General features: G+C 47.5%; 11 protein-coding genes. 2 read left to right on the top strand and 9 right to left on the bottom strand.

Annotation, left to right across the window (positions count from 1 at the left end):
* Nucleotides 1-5: 5 nt before the first annotated feature.
* From PHG53_05290 to PHG53_05260, 7 genes are all read right to left on the bottom strand, one after another.
* Nucleotides 6-3,014 (bottom strand): glycosyl hydrolase 115 family protein, encoded by a 3,009-nt coding sequence (locus tag PHG53_05290; protein MDD5381037.1) that lies wholly within the window; start codon nucleotides 3,012-3,014, stop codon nucleotides 6-8.
* Between the two features lie 34 nt (nucleotides 3,015-3,048).
* Nucleotides 3,049-5,193 carry an alpha-glucuronidase family glycosyl hydrolase gene (locus tag PHG53_05285; protein MDD5381036.1) on the bottom strand — a complete coding sequence of 715 codons (2,145 nt, stop codon included), beginning with the start codon at nucleotides 5,191-5,193 and terminating at the stop codon, nucleotides 3,049-3,051.
* Between the two features lie 101 nt (nucleotides 5,194-5,294).
* The gene (locus PHG53_05280) at nucleotides 5,295-6,596 is read right to left on the bottom strand and encodes a TRAP transporter large permease (GenBank protein MDD5381035.1); all 1,302 of its coding nucleotides are present in this window, start codon (nucleotides 6,594-6,596) and stop codon (nucleotides 5,295-5,297) included.
* Between the two features lie 33 nt (nucleotides 6,597-6,629).
* The gene (locus PHG53_05275; protein MDD5381034.1) at nucleotides 6,630-7,163 is read right to left on the bottom strand and encodes a TRAP transporter small permease; all 534 of its coding nucleotides are present in this window, start codon (nucleotides 7,161-7,163) and stop codon (nucleotides 6,630-6,632) included.
* Nucleotides 7,164-7,165: 2 nt separating this feature from the next.
* On the bottom strand, nucleotides 7,166-8,155 hold the full coding sequence (locus PHG53_05270; GenBank protein MDD5381033.1) for a TRAP transporter substrate-binding protein: 990 nt from the start codon (nucleotides 8,153-8,155) through the stop codon (nucleotides 7,166-7,168).
* Complete coding sequence (locus PHG53_05265; protein ID MDD5381032.1) at nucleotides 8,152-9,501, bottom strand: MFS transporter; 1,350 nt, start codon at nucleotides 9,499-9,501, stop codon at nucleotides 8,152-8,154. The genes PHG53_05270 and PHG53_05265 overlap by 4 nt, the downstream gene beginning before the upstream one ends.
* A 280-nt stretch (nucleotides 9,502-9,781) precedes the next feature.
* Complete coding sequence (locus tag PHG53_05260; protein MDD5381031.1) at nucleotides 9,782-10,651, bottom strand: hypothetical protein; 870 nt, start codon at nucleotides 10,649-10,651, stop codon at nucleotides 9,782-9,784.
* Nucleotides 10,652-10,851: 200 nt separating this feature from the next.
* On the opposite strand from PHG53_05260, the gene PHG53_05255 reads away from it, so the two are divergent.
* On the top strand, nucleotides 10,852-11,724 hold the full coding sequence (locus PHG53_05255) for a DNA/RNA non-specific endonuclease (GenBank protein MDD5381030.1): 873 nt from the start codon (nucleotides 10,852-10,854) through the stop codon (nucleotides 11,722-11,724).
* A 490-nt stretch (nucleotides 11,725-12,214) separates the two neighbouring features.
* On the opposite strand, the gene PHG53_05250 is transcribed toward PHG53_05255, so the two are convergent.
* The gene (locus tag PHG53_05250) at nucleotides 12,215-15,094 is read right to left on the bottom strand and encodes a LamG domain-containing protein (GenBank protein MDD5381029.1); all 2,880 of its coding nucleotides are present in this window, start codon (nucleotides 15,092-15,094) and stop codon (nucleotides 12,215-12,217) included.
* Between the two features lie 453 nt (nucleotides 15,095-15,547).
* Nucleotides 15,548-16,921, bottom strand: a complete 1,374-nt coding sequence (mtaB, locus tag PHG53_05245; protein ID MDD5381028.1) for a tRNA (N(6)-L-threonylcarbamoyladenosine(37)-C(2))-methylthiotransferase MtaB — start codon at nucleotides 16,919-16,921, stop codon at nucleotides 15,548-15,550.
* A gap of 85 nt (nucleotides 16,922-17,006) precedes the next feature.
* On the opposite strand from mtaB, the gene pilM reads away from it, so the two are divergent.
* Nucleotides 17,007-19,298 carry a type IV pilus assembly protein PilM gene (gene pilM, locus PHG53_05240; protein MDD5381027.1) on the top strand — a complete coding sequence of 764 codons (2,292 nt, stop codon included), beginning with the start codon at nucleotides 17,007-17,009 and terminating at the stop codon, nucleotides 19,296-19,298.
* Nucleotides 19,299-19,323 lie beyond the last annotated feature (25 nt).

The raw sequence follows: 19,323 nt of genomic DNA, 5'->3' as shown, positions 1-19,323 counted from the left end.
TTTAATCACGGTTTCTTTCCCTGGGAACAGCCTTCAGGCGAGACAACCGGACAGCCTTTGCGATAGCTTTCGGGCGGGCCGAGATAACTTGGTTTGACGCCGCCGGTATCGACAACAATTTTCTGTAGCACGATGCCGGGGTCAACCATCCAGAATTTCAGAACATGCTCGCCGGGCTTTCCGATATTATGTTCGGAGGTTGTTATTTTAATATTCTCCATTACCGCCTGGTTCCAGCCTGGAGGATACTTCCAGTCAGGAACTGCAAGATCATTCACGTGGATATTGACAATTTGAGGCGTCTCATCATCGAACGAAACAGCATACCGCAGTCCGCCAGTATTAAGGAAGTTTTGGGTAGGACATACGTACACCTTCACTTCCACCTTGCCGCTGTTAAAGAGATACATAGGATACTCAAGGCGGGGGCTGTCTCCTTCGGGTTTCTGACTTTCAGATGTTACCGGCACAGGAGTTATTCCGGAAAGTGTCCGGCTCAAATCGGGAATACGCAGCCACTTAACGGGCGGTGCTTCCACCGCGCGGGCATAATGCTCAGCTTCGATGGAGACATAACCGTTGCTCTCGACAAAACCCTTGACCTCTTCCGGCTTCGGAGAAGCAGGATTGTTGATAGGAGCATTGACAACGACCTGTTTATTGTCAGGCCCCGTTATGGTAATCGCGGCACTATTCTTCCCGGCTGGCGCCTTTTGCCAGTCCACGCTTACACAAACTCGCTGCTCTTTATCAACCTTTCCCTGATTAGGCGTAACAATCAGCCACGGTTCTGCTGATTCGATTTTATAGTCGAAAGGCGTTTGTCCCCGATTGAATACCTCTACGTAGTATTTCTGCTGATTAAACAGATCGAACTCGGGCAGGATAGCTTTGCTGTTGTCCATCGGCCACCAGCTGTCTGAGCCTTCAATAGCAACGCCCATATCCGCGGCCTTAGGAAGCGTAATATTATTGACTTCGGGCATAATATTTTTCGGCGGCGGATTCCATGATGTGTAGCCGATGTGCGTAGTGGCCATTATATGGTTCCATTTTCCATTTGCCATTTCCTTATGATAATAATTGGAAAGATCGGCATCTTTCTTAAACAACTCTTTAACTTTATCAGTCATATCGTTGGTGGCGGCGCGTCCTTGTTTCTCATAGAGGCGATTTTTGCCGAGGGCCAAATATAACTCGTTTAAATTAGCACAAGCTGCCACCGGGTACTGCACGAGTTGATAATAGGCATCTTTGTATTTAGCTGGAATACTTTTGTAAATCTTCTCGGCCTTATCGGCTATTTCGTTGTACTCGGCGACAACCGTTTCCGCCTCGCGGTAGTTCACCAGACTATAGGTGTCTGGAGCCAAACTCTCTGGTTTGCGTCGGCCGTTGTATTTTGTGTATTTGTCGAGGATATCGGCAATGTCCACCGCATACTCGGGGCCGAATTGCTGCTCTGCCCAGAGTTTGGTATATTCAGGTAATCTCTCTGCAGGCCATTTATCAGGATTCCATGCGTAATCAAGGAAGAACGAAATTGGAAATTCCATCGGCTTTAGGTCGCCGACGTTCACAATCCAGATTCTGTCAGCACCGTGTTGATAAGCCAGGTGCATCTGCTCCCAGACTCTTGGTATAGGACTGGTGTTGAGCCATTCGTATGAGCGGGGGCCGCCGTGGAAATCGTAATGATAATAAACACCGGCGCCGCCGGCTCGTGGCTTATCTTTGGGGTTGGGCAGCCTGCGGATATTGCCCCAGTTGTCATCGCTCCACATAATGGTTACATCATCGGGGACCTTCAGGCCGCTGTCTAAATAATCCTGAACTTCTTTATAAGGGACAAAAACCTGTGGGATGTCCGTGATATCTTTCTTTATGTATTTGCTAAGAATCGCCCGCTGGTCTTCGAATACCTGTTCTAACAGAGCGACTTGCGCCTTTATATCTATATTGCCTTCCATCTTCGTGTCGTGGACTCCTCGCAATCCGACGGTATATAGGTTCTCGTATTGTCCCCTTGCTGCGACGGTTTCATCCAGAACTTTGCATATATTTGCCTTGTTGGTGCCGTAATTCCATTTGCCCATCGTATCTGAAACCCACTTCCTGGCTCCGGGGTCATTGTTGAAAAGCAAAGGTTCGCAGTGAGCTGAGCCCATTACGATGCCGTACTCATCTGCCAGTTTCGGGCTCATTGGATCCTCGCCGAAGTATTTGCCCCACATCCCCGGCCAGAGATGATTGGCTTTCAATCGGAGCAGAAGCTCAAACATGTGAACGTACATTTTATTGTTGAAGCCGCCGAATTTTTCGTTGGCCCACGGGCCGAGCGCCCAGCCTTCGTCATTGATAAAGATTCCGCGATACTTAACGGCAGGGGGGCCCTCTATATATTGACCTGCCTTGATGAAGAGAGCATCTTTATGTTCGGCCGGAACGTCCGCCCACCAATACCACGGTGACACTCCGATTTTTTCAGACAGGTCATATATGCCGTAAATAGTTCCTCTTTTGTCGCTGCCTGCTATAACAAGAGCGTTCTCGACGCCGGGTAGCGGTTTTGGCACGACCGCGATGATAAATGATTCCCACTTGCCGTCGATTTTCGACGCATCTATCTTGACCTCTTTGACTAATTGGTCGATGAGTTTGCTTTTTCCAAGTGTGCCTATAATTACGGTGTTTTTACCGAGCGTGGTTTCCTTGTTTGTAATCTTCGGGGTTCGGCCGGTAACGCGATTGATGTCCGCCCGCAGGTCGCCCGCCGCGCGAACAACGCCTGCCCAGTCTTCCGAATCGACATATATGGCCGCAAGTTCATTTTTCTTCGCAAGCTGGAAACTGCCTTCGCTTGCGACAGTATCCACATAGCGATGCGGGCAAGTGATTGAGACCTCGGGTTTTACTCCGGGTTTTGCTCCGGGGGCTACGCACGAGGAAAGATTTAAAAGGAACAGGCAAAGTGCGGTTACCACGATAATTTTTGTCCAATTCGTTGCTCGCATGACGAAACTCCTTACTTAATGATGGTTAATAATATCATTTATAGGCAGGCACAGGCCTGTTGCTGAATTTCTGAAAATAGCTGGTGCACGTATCCCGCCAGATGGCGGCGTCCTCTTCCTGTGTGGATAATTTCCTCTTAACCTGCAGATATATCTCAGGGTCGACGTCCTTTTCCAGCATCGCCCACGTGTGTTCCATCTCTTTTACATAATCGACGCCTGTATAATATCTGTAACACAACTCGTCCCACAAAGTCCTGCCGGATTTCATCTTGTAGCCCCATGGGACATGGTGGAACCAGAGCAGATACTTTTCGGGGCATTTTTTCAAACTGTCGAACATCTTGGCGTTTGGCGGAAAATACTGTGATGTTGCATTACTGCCGGTCGAGCTTCTGTCGAAACCAAGGCCGTTGGCATCCGCACGATGGTAATAAACGCTCGTCCAGTCTATCCTGCCGCTCTTATCAAGTGACGGCTGCGGGCCGTAATGAAAACCTTCCTGCATAATGTGGTGCAGGCCGAGCGGCGTCATATAGTTAACGCACGCCTCCCGCGACCCCATCATCATTGATTCGATTTCCTTGACAGCTTTGTCATTCCGGCTCAGCGTCATGCGAATCCATTCTTCAGCTATCGTCTCGCTGGATAAGCCGGGGTCCCACCCCAGGCGCCCGAATGCATACCAGTTGGCCTGCCCGAAGATGTGTCCGCACCAGTTTCGGTCGTCGCCGGTATTCGTTACGCCTGCGATGCCGGTCATCTTGTAATTATGCGAACTCCCGTCTATAATCGAAGCAAGGGTCGAGCCTTTGCCTTTCGCGTAAGTATCGAACTCGAGGTATTCTTTCCACATCGGCGCCAAATAAACCAGATGCGTCGAATGTCCCAGATACTCCTGCATAATTTGCAGCTCCAGCATCAAAGGTGTCTTCGGCATTGCCCCGAACAGTGAATTGACAGGTTCGCGGGGCTGAAAGTCAATCGGCCCATTTTTGGTTTGAATGAAAACATTCGGGCTAAACTTTCCGTCGAAAGGAACAAATTCCAGATACGCCCGTTTCGAACGGTCAGGGTCAACGTCTGCGTTATAGACAAATGACCGCCACATCACTACGCCGCCATAAGGAGCCAGGGCTTCAGCCAGCATATTCGTCCCATCTGCGTGGGTCCTGTTATATTCCTGCTGCGGGCCGGGCATGCCCTCGGAGCTGGCCTTTACCAGAAATCCGCCGAAGTCAGGAATGAGCTGATATATCTCCTTTGCTTTATCCTTCCACCATTGTTTGACTTTCGGGTCGCACGGGTCGGAGGTTTTAAGATTACCTATGCCGCCTCTTCGGTTGCTCTCGTGGTCGAACTTGGCCGATATTGGAGATGAAAAATTGACCGATAGAAATACCCTGATGCCGTAAGGGCGAAAAACTTCCGCCAGCTTGGCAACTTTTTTGAGGTATTCAGCCTTAAGGATGGCCGGGTCGGCATTGACACTGTTGGGAACCACACCATTGATGCCAATCGAGGCGTTTGCCCGCGCATAATCTTTATATCGCGGGTCTACTGTCTCAGGCAGCTCATCCCATTTCCATAATGATTTACCGGCGTAGCCGCGATTGTCCGATATGGAACCATCGAGCCTGTCCCAATGGTCCAAAAGGCGGTATTGAATTCGCGGCTTCGAGCTGATATTTACTTTCTTTAAGGATTGTCCCATTTGCATAAGCCGCAATAAATCAAAAGTTCCGTATAAAAGGCCTATGTCCTCGTTTGCGGCGATGACTACCGTCGGATTGCCGTCAATCTTGACCGATTTAATCAGGAATCCTTCACGGCCTATGTCCGCCAGTTTTTTGGATAAATCCAGTTTCTGTATGATTTGAGATTGCCTCGGCGTGCCGATGACAAGAGCGCCTTTTGTGAGTGTGCTTTGTATAGGCAAATCGGCTCCTAAAAGTCCATCCAGCCCCTTTTTAATTTCCTCTCGGACGATGCCGAGTGTTTCAGACTGGCCCTCGACTACAATACAGGAAAAAACCTTTTGGTATTCTTTCAGCGTCTTTGCATCATCCAGCTTTTTACAGGACAGCCAAAGCCCGTAGCCGTCGTCAGCATTGGTTACCGGACAAACTGAAACCACAATACATAACACAAACAATATCTTCTTCAATAAGCGTTTCATATCCGTTCCTATCCTGTTAAAAACCGCGATTTTACAGCGCCGTTATACGCTTGTCAAGTTGTAGCCGGCCCGCCTCCTTTTGGTGGATGGATGCAGCTTATCTACTTAATAAGCCCGAGTTTTTCGGGCAGCCACAGGGATATTTCAGGTACGTAAACAGTAATCAGCAGCGTAATTACCATCGAGGCAAAAAATGGCAGAATGTGGCGTATCACTTTGGTTACCGTGGTTTCCGCTATACCGCAGCCGAGGAAAAGACATGTCCCGACCGGCGGCGTGCACAGACCTATACTTAAATTCATAATCATTATGATACCGAAGTGCAGCGGGTGCATCCCGAATTTCTGAACAACAGGTAAAAAGATAGGTGTGAATATCAGTATGGCCGGCGTCATATCCATAAAGCATCCCACCACCAGCAGGATAGTGCTGATTATCAGTAAAACGACAACTTTATTGCTCGTAAGACTCATCAGGCTGGCGCTTATATTCTGGGGAATATTTTCTGATGCCAGCACCCACGACATCGCCATACTTGTCCCTATGAGCAGAAAAACTACCGATGTAATAACGCCGCACTGAAGAAGAATCTTCGGCAGGTCTTTGACCTTCACCTCTTTATACACCGCCACAGCCAGAATTAATGTATAAAGAACGCCGACCGCCGAGGCTTCTGTCGGTGTAAACCACCCCATAAGGATGCCGCCGACTACGATGACCACGAGCATCATTGGCGGAATTGCCTGCAGGAGACGTAACACGGCCTCCTTGAAGGCGAAGGTTTCTCCTTTGCCGTAGTTATGTTTAACGGATATCCATCCGGCGACAACCATCAGTCCGACCCCTACCAGAATACCGGGCAGATATCCTGCTACGAATAGGGCCGCAATCGAAACAATACCGCCGGTAGCCAGCGAATAGACAATCATAACGTTGCTTGGTGGTATTAGCAGCCCCGTTGTTGCTGCGGTTATAGTAACCGATGCGTTGAATTCCCGGTTATAGCCCATTTTATTCATCAGCGGAATCATAAAGCCTCCGATGGCCGACACCGCTGCCGCCGCCGAACCGGATATCGCGCCGAATAGCATACAGGTCAGAACGTTTACGAAAGCCAGTCCGCCGCGGAATCGGCCCACCAGAACATTCGCAAAGTCGATTAATCGCCGGGCAATACCTCCTTGTCCAATCAATAGACCCGACAAAATGAAAAATGGTATCGCCAGCAGAGTGAAACTGTCGATGCCAGTGGCTATCTTGTGTGCCGTAGCCACAAACGCCGGCAAATCGCCCATAGCCAAAAGTGCGAGGACCGTTGAGATGCCCATACAGAATGCCACCGGCACATTTAAAGCGACCAGTATGAAGAAACTCACGGCCAGAACTAATATGGGCAAACTCACTATAATACCCTTTTACACATTCTCAATTTGGCGTCAGTCTATACCGACCCGTTCGCTCGGCGGCGCAATGTTTTGCTGTGAAACAGGTTTGAATAATCCGACCAGCCTTTCGACCAGCCCGATAACGGAATAAAACACGAGAAAAAAACCGCTGATTGGTATCGCCAGATACACGTATCCGGTTTTAATCCCGAGCGCCGGCGATACCTGTCCTAATTGCAAAGTGCTGATAACGAGGTCGATTCCGCCTGTAACCATCACGCATAACGAAAATAGTGCTATGCAAAGAAATACGAAGACCTCCGTCCAAAGTTTTTTCCTTATGGACAATTTATTTACAAGGTAGTCAATGCCGAGATGAGCGCCCATGCCAAGCGCAACCGCGGCTCCAAGCATTGCGACCCAGATGAGCAGAAATGTTGCCAGCTCTTCCGTCCACGTGCTCGGATTATTGAGGACAAATCGCGTAAAGACCTGCCATAGCACGTCCACTGTAAGTACTGCCATAGCCGTCATAACCAGTATCTCAAGTGTTCGGTCTAATATCTTTTTTATTGTTTTGAACACCGTTACTTTACCTCTTGTATCCGATTGATTAAGTCGCCGATTTCGGTGCCGTCAAATTCGTCCCATACACTTTTAACTGATTCCCGGAAGGGCTTCTTGTCCGGATATATAACCTTCACGCCTGCGTCCTTTACAATTTTGAGGTCATTTTCTTCAGCTTCGTTCCAAATCTTGCGCTGGTATTCAACAGATTCATCCACGGCCTCCTGAAGTATCTGCTGAAATTCGCCCTTGAGATTGTTCCACACCCGCGCGCTGATTATGAGTATATCAGGCAGCCTTGCGTGTTCGTCCATTGTGTAATATTTGCATATCTCGTAATGCCGGCTTGCGTAAAATGACGGCGTGTTGTTTTCCGCCGCGTCAACGACGCCCTGGTCCAGCGCCGTATAAATTTCGCCGTACGGAATCGGCGTTGAAGAACCGCCCATAGCATCTATCATTTTCATCTGCATAACGCTGATTTGCACGCGGATTTTTAATCCTTTCAGGTCGGCAGGGGAGTTGATTGCTTTTTTGGCGTAAAAACTTCTCGCCCCGGCGTCGTAGAAACATAAGCCGCGAAGTCCCTTCGATTGTCCCGCAAGAAGCAGCTTCTTCCCTATAGGTCCTTCTAATACTTTCCAGAAATGTTCGGAGTCTCTAAAGAGGTATGGAATGCCGAAAATCCTCATTTCCGGCACGAACCCTTCCAGTGGTGCCGAAGAGGTCTTGGTCACCGCAAGGTAGCCGAGTTGCAGCGATTCTAATAATTCCTTTTCATTGCCTAACTGTTCGTTCGGAAAAATCTCAATCTTCATTCGACCGCCGGATTTTTCCGCGACCCTCTCGGCCATATACACCATCGCCTTATGTGCGGGATGGGCTGTGTCCAGGCCGTGGCCTAACTTCAATACCACCTCAGCACCGGCTGCGCCTTTTTTCCCGCAGCCGGTGGGAATCATCAATACCGTGCATATAAAGAACAAAAACAGTACGGTTTTGTTCCTCATTTGGTCTTCGCTGCCTGCGAAACGTCGAACTCCATCGGTTTCAGCTTCGGGTTAATCAAGTGAATTATCAGTAGGGTTACCACATAAGCGCAGGACGCGATAATCAGCACTAACTGGTATTTGCCGGTCGCTTCGAGAATTTTAGGTACGTATATCCCGGTAAAGAATGTGCCGATACAGGCCGCCGTGCCGCCCAGGCCTACGATTGAGCCCACTACTCGGCGAGGCGCTGTGTCCGAAACCATTGTAAAAAGATTCGCCGCAAATCCCTGGTGCGCCGCCATCGCAAGACCCATCAGTATCGCTCCTACCCACGCGTTAGCGATGATTGATGCCAAAAAGACCGGCACTACACACAGGGCGCAGGCCAGCATCGCCATCTTGCGGGAAGCGTTTATTGACCATCCCAGTTTCATAAACCACCCGGATAGGTACCCGCCTGTGATACTGCCTATGCCTGTTATCAGGTAAACAACCACCATCGGCCAGCCCAGACTTTTAACATCCAGACCGTATTGCTTGTGCAGAAAGTCAGGACCCCAGTACAGCCAGAACCACCACACTGTGCCGCTGATACCTGTCCCCACGATATACATCCACGTCTGGCGATATTTCAGCAGCGTCCGCCACGGGACTTTTATGCCCGGCGGGTCCGGCGGGTCGGCGTCAATGTGAGCAAGCTCCGCCGCTGAAATTCGTTTATGCTTATGCGGGTTCGCGTAAAGCGGCAGCCAGAAAACAGCCCAAAACAAGCCCATGGCGCCTGTTACTATGAAAGCTATCGGCCAGCTGAAATCAGTGGCAAGCCACAATATCAGTAATGGTGCTGCTATGGCGCCGATGGCGGTGCCGGAGTTGGCAATACCGAATGCAAACGCACGTTCTTTCTTGGGGAACCATTCGCTGATGGTTTTATTAAGGGCTGGGTAGCTGCCTCCTTCTGCTATACCAAGCACGGCACGCGCAACGCAAAAGCCGAACACCGTCGCAGATATCCCGAATATCCCTATTCTGGCTTCAATCGGGATGTACCAGTTCAGAGCGTGGGCCATCTCCGCCAGACTCCATAGAACAACCGCAATGACAAAACCCAATTTGACGCCCACTCGGTCCATAAACCATCCTCCGCAGGTATAGCTTATCCCGTATGCGATGGTAAAAGCGATGACGATATAGCCGAAATCTTCTTCGCTCCAGTTCAGGCTTTTCTCCAGCATCGGTTTTAGAAGGCCGAGGATTTGCCGGTCAATGTAGTTCAGGGCAATCGCTGTAAACAGCAGTGCACAGATAATCCATCGAAAGTGACCGGTTGATGTTTTTCCCCCTTGTACCTGTTCGTTCGACATAAAAACCTCCTGTTTTTCAGCGGCACAATGGGAACCACTATGCCTTAGTTTTGCTCCTAACGGCTTAATTAGAGCTTGCTATTTCCTTTACATCCTTCAGAAAGCTGTTACCCGCACAATTCTATTAAGTTTCAAAACATTGTCAAACATATATTTTTTAAGGGCTGGAGGTATTTCTTACTGGGTTGTCTGTGTAAGGATTGTTGTTTGTCATTCCTGCGGAGACAGTTTGGCCCCGTCACTTGCGACGGGGGATTAAACCTCAGCCGGCGCTCACCTTCTATTTCCATCCGTCATCCGGCGATTGTCCGACGGTCTGGGCCCATTGTTGGCTCTTTCTTTTGAACTCGACTTTGCTCTTGTTTGTGTCTATTTTGACAATCTTTACGTTCTTTATCTGGGCATTATTTATCGTATCGCCTGCCTTGATGAGTTCGTCGATGCCTTCAATCATACAAAAAGCCCCTTTGTCATAGTCGACAACCGCGATTACCGTCCCGTATGGCGTCTCTTTGGCAGGGGACGCCATTTCACGTACTGTTCTCTGAACATCAGCCATCAGACTCTCTTCCCATGCCAGCAGGTCGGCTAATTTTCTCGCTCTTTGATTTTCAAGATGTTCAGACATCGCTACGAAATAATTCATAATGTCGAGTAGTTTCTGTGCCTCTTTTCGGATTAAAAAGTTTCTACTGTTGCGGGGAATCTCACGGTTGATTATATCGATGAGCAGCTTCCTTGCTTCGGTGTTCATTAAAAAGTCCCCGGCCGTATTTAAAAAGTAGCTGTCTGTCATAACGCGGTGCAGCTTCAATGCCTTTTGGTCGTAATATAAGGGAGGTGATTTGTAGATATAGTTATCAGCATAAGGAATTTGATAGCTTTCTGATATGAACTCTGTCCAAAGCATCCTGTCACGAAGTCTGATTCTTCGCGCCCGCTGCAGTGCCTCCTGCCTTAACTGCGCAAGACTTTCGAGGTAACGGTTTTCGATTGCCTCTCTTTCTCCTGAGGCAATATCGCTTATATCCTGCAGGCGTTCTTTCTGAGTGTTAAGCTGCGTGCTATGGTCATCTTGATTTTGTTCTGCTGCCAGAGAAGGTATGGATAGCGCCAGCAGACAGCCGAATATCGTGATTAGGGTTTTCATTTTGGCCTCCTTCCGGATAATGTCTTGTTCACAGCATTATATGGCTTTTCAGCCTGCAAATCAAGAGAAAATGGTCAAAACAGTTTGGCCCCGTCGCTTGCGACGGGGGATTAAACTTTTACTTTTTCTTTCCTTGCCGTACAATATGCAATATGGCTTATGCCATTAAACCAATCAGAAGAGCGGAAAGGAGAATATATATGAGCCTCACGAAACACAAAACTGGTCTTCGAAAAGTCATTTTGTCTGCGTTATTACTGATTATCAGTCAAACACTCGCCTGCGAATCCGAAACCACCTGGCCGGTCTGGGACAATAATACCCCAAATCCGCATACCGTATTCGGCGTGCCGGAGTATAACGCAAATGACCCCTGTCACAATATCGTCCGCCAATATGACGCTTTCACAGTTTATTACGATGATGAGGTTTTATCGCCTCGCTGGACCGCCATAAAGGTAACACGTTACATAGTGGACGAAAATAGCAAGATGAAAAGGCCGGGCTCTTTCAAAACCGACAAATTCCTCAAGCAGAAAGGATACAAGGTTACAAAGCACGGAAATTACAATAATCTTTTTGGACAGAATAAGTGGGACCGCGGACATATGGTGCAGTTTGACGATGCAAGGGGATATGGCAAACAGGCCGGCAAAGATTCTTTTTACACATCGAATATCTGTCCCCAGCTTAAATCACTCAATGGTCGTGGCTGGCTCACTCTTGAGAAGACCTGCTCCGAGTTCGCGCGCGATTACAAAGTTGTTTGGATATATACAGGCCCTATATACGGCGAAAAGAAGAAACCTTTTGCTAAGGGCCGGAAAGTCCCTGCCCCAGTTGCCTTTTATAAAATAGTTGCCTCTCCCTTGGATAACAATAATGTAAATGTGCTCGCGTTTCGAATGCCGCAGGAGCCGATACCGGCTGATGTAAATATCTCCAAATTCCTCGTAACTGTTCGGGATATTGAAAAGGAAACAGGCCTTGATTTCTTCTGCGATTTGCCCGACAACGTGGAAAACCAAATCGAAACAAATAAAGCAGCGTTGTGGCCTGATTTACCTGATTGAATACGTGCCCGTTACTCTCTCGCCCTTGGCGCCGGTTAGCCCTGTCATCTTAAATCCGCCGCATGTTCGTGGTTAGCCTCCGTCTCAACTGGGCAGCTTATTTCTGTCTCGAAAACGCGGATTTTCAGCTAAAAAACCCCGAATCAGCGGATTTTACGCAAATTTTCTCAAAAAAACTGTAACAAACCGCCCCCAAACACACCTTTAAATATAGGAGTTATTTATAGTCGGCTTAAAGGGTAGAAAATGAAACTAACCAAACATAAAGTTGTTTTCCGCATTTTATTACCTGAAAGCTGACCAAAAATTTAGGCACAGGTGCGTACCTTGGTGGTGCGGCTGAGGATGCGTGCCTGTGCCGTTATAATACATAATGACCTCCCCTTGCTCGTCGAAGATAACAACCCCCAAAAAAGCTGGGAGCTTAATCCGCTCCCAGCTTTTTCTTCCTATTTTCCCTGTATGCCGAACGCTGTATGCTGCTTTTGCACTATGATCCTGCCTCATAAAGCTGTTTTACCTCTTCAGCCGATAGCACTCTGTTGAATATCATAACATTGTCTATCATCCCGTTGAACGGCCCGCCTTCCAGATTGCCGTTACCATAACTGCCGTCGCCTATCCGGAACTTCGTATCATATATATCCATATACTTTGAGCCAGCCGTTCCGTTGGGGTCGCCGTCCACATATAGAGCAACACTGCTCGAACCATTATTGACTAACGCAAATTGATGCCACTTGCCGTCGTTTACATCGTTTGTCCCTGTTATTTCGGTCATCGGCGCAACGTCGCCGCCGAATTTTGCTACAACCTTCTTGTTCTCAACCAAGACCTGCCAGCCGTAGTAATAGCCGGAATCTTGCGACCATTGTCCGACAATTGTTTGCATCCCTGTTGATTGCTCCGTCTTGAACCAGCCGGCGACTGTGAAAACGCTGCTGTTGTTGAACAAGCTGTTCAAACTTGCCACCGAGAAGTAGTCTGTAACGCCGTCAAAATCAACCGCGCCGTCGAATTTCCCCGTCACCCAGTTTGGGTCATCGCCGTTAAATACCCCATTATCGGTATCGACGGAATCATAAGCGGTTGTGCCGCTGGTTTCATCAAGTTTCCACCAGTGTGTAAGATAGGGGTCAATATATGTTGTAAAGCTCCATACATCCCCTTTAGTTGTGCTGGAGGAGCTCTTCTCGTCAATCCGCCAGTAGTAAGTGGTCATAGGGCCGAGACCGCACGGGTCAAAGGTATTAACATCGTAATTGCCCTTGTATTCCGCAGAAGTTGTATCGGCATTATTTACATTGTTGTAGTTGATGCCTAAGTACACATCGTGCGAGATGGCATATCCTCCCGGTGACCAGCTAAGAGCTGTATTGACGTCCACGTCTGTTGCTCCGTTGACAGGATTGGGGTCGTATGCTTTTGGCCCTAAACCTTCCTGATAAAGATGTTCTGCCTCTTTAGCAGTTAAGGCCCTGTCGTAGAGGCGGACATCGTCGATTTTGCCGTTGAAGTACTCCTGCGTTCTTCCGCCAATGCGAGTAAGAGTCAGATAAGAATCGGTAACTGGCTCTGTCTGTATTGGCACACTATTTAGGTATGTTGTTGCTACTTTTTCGTCAAAAGACACGACGACATTATTCCATAGGCCTGCGGCAGCTGCACCTTCCATAGCGACATAATAGTCATTCTGTGAATCAGTCTCACCGATTATCCAGTAAGGCCCGGCTCCATTTCCCGCAACTGTTAAGTAGCTGTAATACTGACTATCCCGGCTTATTAAGTATCCCATGCCGCCATAGTTTGCTGAAAAATTCGCGGATGTTTTAAACCATAACGAAATTGTTCCGTTATTTGTGTTGAGTGTATAACTTGGAATAGCAACATAATCATTAGTCCCGTCGAAACTCAATGCGCCGTTGATTTGACCTGTTGTCCACGTTGCTCCATAGACGGTTCCATTATAGCCGTTGGCTGAATCATAAGCTGTGCTGCCGCTGCTTTCGTCAAGTTTCCACCATCTGACAGGAGGGCTCGCCTCGTCGGAACCAATATCCACTCTTTCGCCAATCACGCGTGGCCCGTCGTCTACGTCCGTCCATCCGGGGATCATTATAACGTTTGGGTCTCCCGTATTAATACACGGAGAATTTAACCCTAAGTGTAAATTAGGGTCGGCAACTACAAAACACGGGTCTGCGTCGATATTGTTTGATCCTGTATAGCCTCCCTCTACGTCACAATATGAGACAACGGGGCTGCTGGAATTAGCATCATATATCTCGCTTCCGTTATTCCACAGGATGCAGCTTGTGATTCTTGTGTCGGTATAATTGTTATAAATTCCTCCACCATAGATAGCGCTGTTTCCGCTAAGTGAGCAATTCGTTATTATTGACTCTCCGTCATTATTAAGGGTATAAATGCCCCCTCCATAGTAGGAGGCGTTGTTTCCGCTGAAAACGGAATTTGACGCTTCCATCATTATACCATCTACCATCGGGCTCTCGTAACATACGCCGCCTCCCATGTATTCGCTCGAGTTATTTCTTAATATGCAATGTCTTAAAAGTAGGGTGGCGTCATAGGCATCCACTCCTCCGCCAGTCCAGTACGCTGTATTTTCAGAAAAGACGCATCTCCCGAGGTACAAAACGCTCGCCGAGTCGCCAGAACCGCCGAAGACGCTCACCCCGCCACCAAAGTTAGATGATGTGTTTTGCTCGAAAGTGCAATAAGACATCGCCACTGTACAACCAAAATTGCCGCATACGGCGCCTCCCCAGTATTTTGCGTAGTTGTTTCTAAAAATGCAGTTCCACGCAGTGATTCTGCTATTATCGTAGTTGTTTATCCCGCCGCCACGCGTATAATACCATTTCCCGTTTGCACATCCTCCTGTAATCGTGAAGCCGTCAATGTAGGCATCCGTGTTCTGATGGGTTGTTACCACCCTGTAAGAGTTGTCACTATTATTATCAGGGATTCCGATATCTCCGCTGAGAATGGTCTCGTTGACATTCCAGTCCCGTTGTTCGCGGGATGTTTCTGTCCCGGCAAATCCGCCATATACTTCCACATCATCGAGAAGCTTAAAAGTGGCATATCGTGGGTTATTGGGTTCTTCGCCCATATCCCTATAGATATACTGTTCTGACGGCTTGTAAGTCCCTGCAGCGACCCAGATTTCATCGTTTGTCTGTGCATCTTCAAGGCCATCCTGCAAGTCCGTAAAGGCATTTTCCCAGCTCGTGCCGTTGTTTGTGCCGTTTGCGTCCGCATCAACGTAAATGACCGCTCCTCCGGCAATCGCGCACCAGAACCCCAATAAAAATACCAACATTCCAATAATTTTTCGCATTTCCATTTTCTGCCTCCTTTAAAAATATGTGAATATTTACTCCTCCTCTTGTGCCTGCGCAGCACAAGACCCTGTCTTATTGTTCTTTAGTGAAATGGTTACCCTCGCCGCCACAAATAGTATCTCTTTCCTGGGTGATTTTGCTATTTTTATATCGCTATGATGACCTTAAAACATTTTTTTATATCCGTGTCAAGAAAGAAAAACAAAAATATTTAAAAATATAAAATATTTTTTGCGTGTCCCCATTACCCCCGAAGGAGTGTCCCCTTGTCTATATAGGCAACTTAATTCTTTTTTACTTATTTGCTCATCACCCTGTCTACTCATCCACTTTTTGTCTCACTTTGCAGCAATTTCACGTACATTTGTACCAATTTCGCGCACATTTTTAGCAATTTCTACCACTTTTTAGCAACTTTCACCCTCGCCCAAATCCCCCATCTTGCCTATTTTTAACTAACTCAAAACTATTCCCACAGCCCCATTTTTGCTATTCTTAATCAACCTCACTTTGACTAAGTCCCCTTTTTGTGGCTTTTTACTCGAATTTTCAAGGTAAACCATAAAATACCGTTCGCTTCTGCCTTTACCCCCATTTTCAACCAGAATTTCAGCCGTTTCACCCAAAAACTGCTCCCGAAATTTATAGCCCAGTTCGGCATCCAAATCCAGCAGTATCTTGGAGCGTCTCTTCATAACCTCATTATTTACAGTCCCTTGTAAACTTGCCGCGGCCGTCCCTGCTCGCTTTGAAAAACTGAAAACATGCATTTTTGCAAACCCCGTTTCCTTTGCCAGTTCAACCGTCTCCTCGAAATCCTCTTCTGTTTCCCCCGGAAACCCAACAATGATATCAGTAGTGATAGCAGGCCTATCCAGCCGGCTTTTGATTAACGCAATCGTTTCCTTAAATTCGTCCGCGCTGTATTGTCTGCACATCCTTTTTAGTACCGCATTTGAACCTGATTGCAGTGACAAGTGCAGATGCGGCATAATCTTATGATTGTTACGGAAAGTATCGAGCAATCGCGGCGTTACATCGCCCGGTTCCAGCGAACTTACTCTTATCCTTGCCAAATTTGGTATTTCTACCAGTTTGTCTAACAAATCCGCTAATTTGTCATTTTGCTGGTTTGTCCAGTTTTTCCGCCTGACACTTTTTTGGCCGTAAGCGCCGGTAAATATGCCTGTTACGACGATTTCCTTATGACCTGCTTCAACAAGGGCTTCTGCCTCCTGCAAAACCGCCTCAATCGGCTTACTGTGAACAAATGGGCGGGTTTTAGGTACAATACAATAGCTGCAGTATCCGTCGCAGCCGTCCTGGATCTTTAAAAATGCCCTCGTATATTCCTTAAATGAGGTTAATTGGCTAAGTTTCGGCAGTTCAGCCGATTTATTTTTAAGCTTGATTTTTGGACCGTTTTCTGCTTTAATTGAGGTGTTTTGGTCTGATTGAGAGTTTTGGGACCTTGAGGCAGCGGCCTTGCCGTTGATTATTTGGCTTAAAGTCGCAGCCGTGGTTTCTCGATGGCTAATTAGATGGATATTTTTACCAAGGTTGTTTAGTTCGCCTGTTTGTACCGTTGGTAAGCAGCCGCAAACAACTATACTGGCATCAGGACTTAGCTTTTGGGCTTTTCGGATGCGTTGTCGGCTTTTTGCAGAGGCCGATAGTGTTACGCAGCAGGTATTGATAACGACTAGGTCCGGCTTGCTTTTGGACGTTTCGGCCTGGCTGAGGCCGAGCCGTTCAAGCAGCTCTCGAATCTGCTGGCTTTCGTATTGATTGACTTTACAGCCGATAGTATTTATGGCAAAAGTTTTCATTGTATGTTACAATATATAATATAGTTGTTAAGGCGTTACAACACCGTTCAAATCATATTTGGACCATAATGGTGAGGGTTTGGTTATGGCTGGTGAGTACAATTCGGTGTGGGCAATAGATATAGGCAATAATTCCCTCAAAGCGCTGCGCTTAAGGAACGAAGGGGGCGTTGTTGAAGTAATCGGCTTCGACAATATCCAGCACGGCAAAGTTCTTACCGGAAGCGGTATGAAACCGGAAGAAAGAGACGAGCTGATTGCCTTAAGTTTGCGCCAGTTTGTAAAGCAGAACGGTTTGGGCAAGGACGATATAGTTGTTTCTGTGCCGAGCCAGAATAGTTTCGCCCGCTTTGTGAAACTGCCGCCTGTTGAACAGAAGCGCATTCCTGAAATCGTCAAGTTCGAGGCGGCCCAGCAGATTCCTTTTGATATAAATGAAGTGCAATGGGACTGGCAGCTGATGGCAGAGGCCGGTAGTTCTGAAACTAAGGTGGGTATTTTTGCAGTGAAGAGTGAGGTGGTCAGCTCGGTATTAGAGCATTTTTCCAGAGAAAATTTAACGGTTAGCTGCGTTCAGATAGCGCCGATGGCTTTGTATAATTACGCATTGTACGACTTCAGTGATTTGGGTAAGTCCGACAATCAAGCTACTGTTATTCTTGACATAGGTGCGGAGAATAGCGACTTGGTTGTCTGTACGCAATCAACAGTTTGGCAAAGAAGCGTTCCTATGGGAGGTAATGCTTTTACAAGGGCGGTGGCGGAAGCGTTTAAACTCAATTTCGAAAAGGCGGAAAAACTTAAACGCACCGCTGCAATGAGCAAATATGCCCGGCAGGTATTTCAGGCGATGAAGCCGGTTTTTACAGATTTAGCCTCTGAAATCCAGCGCTCACTGGGCTTTTACAGCAGTTCTAACCCCAACACTAAGATATCGAAGGTTATCGCTCTCGGCGGCGGAACGAAGATGCGAGGCCTGCTTCAGTATTTGCGGCAAACGCTGCAGATACCCGTAGAAATGCCGGATTCGTTTAAGAAGCTTACGATAAGTTCTGATGTCTCGGCAGCGAAATTTCACGAGAGTGTTTGTGATTTTGGTATTGTTTATGGCCTTGCTTTGCAAGGTTTAGGGCTGGCCAAGATAGAAAGCAACCTGTTGCCCCGCAGTATCGCGAGGTCAATGACATGGGCGGGTAAAACCAAATACTTTACTGCTGCAGCGGCTGCGGTATTGCTGGTTTCGATTATGTGTTTCGCGAGGACCGCTCTGGATAGAGTTAATTATGCTAATAATAAGCAGGTCCGGCAAAGTATCGACAATGTCATTAAAGAGGCCGTGCAGGCCGGCAACAAGTTCGAAGATGAGGAAAGCAAGGGGCTGAAATACGAAGCAGCAATAGAAAAAGAATTTAAACCTTTTGCCTATCGTGAGGTGGTCCCGCTGCTGCTTCAAACCATAATATCAGTTTTGCCGAACGAAAAAAATAATCCCGAACAAAAAGAGCTTTATAGAGCTTTTGCCGACGGTGATGTGAAAGGGGTGTTGAACGCCTGCAAAGATCGCAAGGAACGCAAGCAGATATTTGTAACGGGTATATCAGTTTACTTTACAGATGATGTGGCTGCTGCGCAATTTGGCGCCGCCGATTTCGGGCGTAGAGGCAAGTCGGGACCCAAGCCCATTCAAGAAGAAATAGTGGATGCAGAGGGGTATCTTACTGCGTCGGCAAGTGGATCAAAGTCTAAGTATAGTCAGAAGTCATCTTCCCAAAAGGGCAGGAAAGATTCCACGGCAGAGGGTGAAAAAGATGCTCAAACCGGACCCGGGTTTGTGGTAACTATTGCTGGATATAGTCCCTATAAGAACGTAGGTGAACTGATGGATCCTGTCGGAGTGGAAGGTGATCCGAATAAGTGGGGAGTTGTTACTCGACTGCTGCATCTTGATGACGTTGTTGGCTGGGAAAATCCTTTTGAGTTGTATGAAAAAACCAGGATTGAGCATTTCAAGCTGGTAACAGGTGAAGTAGATTTAGAATCTGAAATGCCTGCAGGGATTGGCCTTGAAGAAGATATCAACGTTGACAAAACAAAAAAGACTGAAGGCGTGGATGTTGTTTTGAGAGACCCTATGACAAGGGAAATTATCAGTAAGGTTCCTGATCTGGACGAGAAGGGAAAAAATAAAACTGACAGGTCCGGCAAAGTTATTTATAAAGATAATGACCACTGGTTCAGATTAGATGTTAAATTTACTTGGAAAGATGCCCCTAAAGAGGTTGCTCAGGCCGCCGTGGTGAGCAAGAAAGCCTCGAAGGCTAAGAAAACTAAAGGAGCAGGAAAAAGCAAAAAAGAAAGCAAGGAAATCGAACTTTGATATTGTTGAGGCATTTTGACCGGAG

Source organism: Phycisphaerae bacterium (assembly GCA_028714855.1).
In the GTDB taxonomy this organism is placed as follows: domain Bacteria; phylum Planctomycetota; class Phycisphaerae; order Sedimentisphaerales; family Anaerobacaceae; genus CAIYOL01.
This window is presented reverse-complemented; position numbering and strand designations above follow the sequence as displayed.